This window comes from Rhodococcus sp. CX (assembly GCF_015865005.1).
In the GTDB taxonomy this organism is placed as follows: Bacteria; Actinomycetota; Actinomycetes; order Mycobacteriales; family Mycobacteriaceae; genus Rhodococcus.
The window spans coordinates 1-3,006 of sequence record NZ_JADZGH010000051.1 but is presented as its reverse complement, the minus strand read 5'-3'; the positions used below and the strand labels follow the sequence as shown (position 1 = coordinate 3,006).

Annotated in this window: 3 protein-coding genes; 2 read left to right on the top strand and 1 reads right to left on the bottom strand. The window is 71.2% G+C overall.

Annotation, left to right across the window (positions count from 1 at the left end; all coding sequences use genetic code 11):
* Positions 1 to 638, bottom strand: a 638-nt coding sequence (gene xerC, locus I0Q12_RS05120) for a tyrosine recombinase XerC (protein WP_197250925.1), incomplete at its 3' end; no start/stop codon positions are given.
* A gap of 133 nt (positions 639 to 771) precedes the next feature.
* Between xerC and I0Q12_RS05115 the strand changes: the two genes are divergently transcribed.
* Both I0Q12_RS05115 and I0Q12_RS05110 read left to right on the top strand, forming a co-directional pair.
* The gene (locus I0Q12_RS05115) at positions 772 to 1,341 is read left to right on the top strand and encodes a TetR/AcrR family transcriptional regulator (RefSeq protein ID WP_197250924.1); all 570 of its coding nucleotides are present in this window, start codon (positions 772 to 774) and stop codon (positions 1,339 to 1,341) included.
* A gap of 74 nt (positions 1,342 to 1,415) precedes the next feature.
* Positions 1,416 to 3,006: GMC oxidoreductase (locus tag I0Q12_RS05110; RefSeq protein WP_197250923.1), on the top strand; the 1,591-nt coding region annotated here is incomplete at its 3' end.

Sequence of the window (3,006 nt, the reverse complement as noted above, 5' to 3'; positions counted from 1 at the left end):
TCGAGATAGGCGGAGACGATCGCCGTCCAGCTGTCCTCGAGCGGGATCTCCCGTTCGGTGGCGCCCTTGCCGAGCACCCGCAGCACCGGGGCCTCGCGGCCGCCGAGGATGCTCGCCAGGTCCAGCCGGATCAGTTCCTCCGAGCGGATGCCGGTGAGCAGCAGCGTCGCGATGAGCGCCAGGTCGCGGCCCGGCCAGTCCCGTGGCCCGGTCTCGGGGCGCTGTGCCTGCACGGTGAGCGTGTCCACCAGCTGACCGATCGCGGCCGGTTTGAACGCCTTCGGGGTGTGCTGCGGCCGTTTGGGCTGGGCGATCGACGCCATCGGGTTGCCCTCCGAAACCCCTTCGGAGACCAGGAAGTTGCAGAAGCTGTTCCACACCGACCAGGCGCGGCGCACCGACGCCGGTTGCCGTTCCCGGGCGAACGCGGCGAACGCCGAGCGCAGCGACCGGATCGTCACGTCCTGCACGGTCAGCGCGTCGGGATGGACCTGCCGGGTGGCGGCGAGCTGCTCGCACACCGCCCGCAGATCCAGCCGGTAGGCCTTGACGGTGTGCGCCGACCGTTTCGCCGTCTGCAGGGTCTCGAGGTAGGCCGAGATCCACTCCAGCAGGCCCGGTTCGTCCCCGCTCGCCATCGTGCGCCCTTTCCGCCGGCTCGTGTCGTACATGTGTGCGAGCACAGTCTGACATCGGGGTCGGACAGGGCTGTGCTCGGACAGGGCGGTGCGCGTGCCGCGGAGACGCGCGCGGGTGGGGGAGAATCGGCGGATGCGGTCGCGCACGAAGATTATGGACGCCACGCTCGGGCTCATCGCCGACGTCGGCTTCGAAGGTGTCACGATCGCCGGGGCGGCGCAGGCCGCGGGGGTGTCCCGGCAGACCGTGTATTCGATCTTCGGGAGCCGGGAAGAGCTTGTCTCCCAGGCGATCAGCGGGCAGCTGCTCGAGGCGTACGCGGAGATGACCGCGCGGCTCGAGCGGATCGAGGACCCGGGGGAGTACGTCGTGGAAACCATCGTGCTCGGCCGCACGCTGGTGCGGGAGCATCCGGTGCTGGCGGTGTTGCTGCGCGGCGACGGCGACAACCCGGTGTTCGATCCGGGCATGGTCGATCGCGCCAAACCGATCGGGCGGCAGCTGCTGGCGCCGATGGTGCGCCGGTACCCGGAGCTGGAACCGCACGCCGACGACATCGTCGTGATGTCGCTGCTGCTGGGCCTGTCGGTGCTGATGTTCGCGGGCGACAGCATGGAATCCGACGACGAGCTGCGGGCGTTCCTGCGGCGCTGGCTGCAGCCGGCGATGCCGCCCGTCGGCAAGCCCACCCGCGATTCTTGACACTTCGGCCGCGGAGTGTCTAGTTTTGCATCCGTCCGGGCCTGCTCCGTGCCGAAAACCGATGGGGGAACGACTTGTCCGCATTCACGCGTCGCTCCTTCCTGGCCGGCGCCGTCGCCGCCGGCACGCTCCTGGCCGGCGCGTCCACCGCGCACGCCGCCCCCGGCATCGCCGCTCGCGTCAAGCGGGTCGCCGTCACCCGCGAAGAGCACCGCGTGATCGTCATCGGCTCCGGCTTCGGCGGCGGCGTCACCGCCCTGCGCCTGGCCCGGGCCGGGGTACCCGTCACCGTCCTCGAACGCGGCCGCCGCTGGCGCACCGGTCCCAACGCCACCACCTTCCCGCGCGTCGCCGACCCCGACAAGCGCATGCTGTGGCACAAGTCGTTCCCCGAGGTGTTCGGCCGGCGCCTGAGCGTCGAACCCTACGTCGGCCTCGTCGAAGCCGTCCCCGGCGACAACATGACCGCCCTGTGCGCCGCCGGCGTCGGCGGCGGCTCCCTCGTCTACCAGGGCATGTCCCTGCAACCGGACCGGGACGTGTTCGACGCGCACTTCCCGAACGAACTCGACTGGGACCTGATGAACCGCGTGCACTACCCGCGCGTGGCGAAGATGCTCGGCCTGGCCACCGCCCCCGACGAACTGGTCGCCACCGCCAACTACGCGGCCGCGCGCATCTTCGCCGACCGGGTCCGCGCCGCCGGCATGCCGCTCGACAAGATCCCCATGCCGATCGACTGGAACTTCGCGCTCGCCGAACTGCGCGGCGAGATGACCCCCGCCTACACCGACGGCGCCGGCGCGCTCGGCGTCAACAACGGCGGCAAGCACACCGTCGACGTCACCTACATCGCCGACGCCGAGGCCACCGGCCTGGCCACCGTGCAGGCCCTGCACGACGTCACCGACATCGAACGCGCCGCCGACGGCCGCTGGACCGTGTACGTCGACCGCACCGACGAATCCGGCACCGTCCTCGAGAACAAGATCCTCACCACCGACGCGCTGGTGCTCGCCGCGGGCAGCCTGAACACCACCCGGCTGCTCCTGCGCGCCGCCGCCAAGGGACAGATCACCGACCTGCCCGACGACCTCGGCCGCGGTTGGGGCACCAACGCCGACCGCATCTACATGTGGACCGACATGGCCGCGGACTTCGGGGCGGTCCAGGGCGGCCCGGTCGTCTACGGCAGCAGGAACTGGGACGATCCGCACCACGCCCACACCGTGGTCCAGGCGTCGCTGCCCTCGTTCGAGGTGAACACCCGCAGCACCGTCCTCGTCGGCTACGGCGTCAGCGACGGCCGCGGCGAATTCGTCTACGACGCCGGACGCGACGACGCCGTGCTGCGCTGGCCGCACGAGGGCGACGCCGGGATCCAGAACGGCCACATCGATCCCGCCGTCCGCCGCATCGCCGGCGCCGCCGCCGTCCTCGTCGACACCAACAAGGTCGTGCCGTCCACCTGGCATCCGCTCGGCGGCGCCAACATGGGCAGCGTCTGCGACCTCGACGGCCGCGTGCTCGGGCAGCGCGGCCTGTACGTGCTCGACGGGGCGCTGATGCCCGGCAACGCCGCCGCGTGCAACCCGTCGATGACCATCGCCGCCGTCGCCGAGCGGATGCCAGGTGGACGGCACGACCTTGTTGGTGTCGACGAGG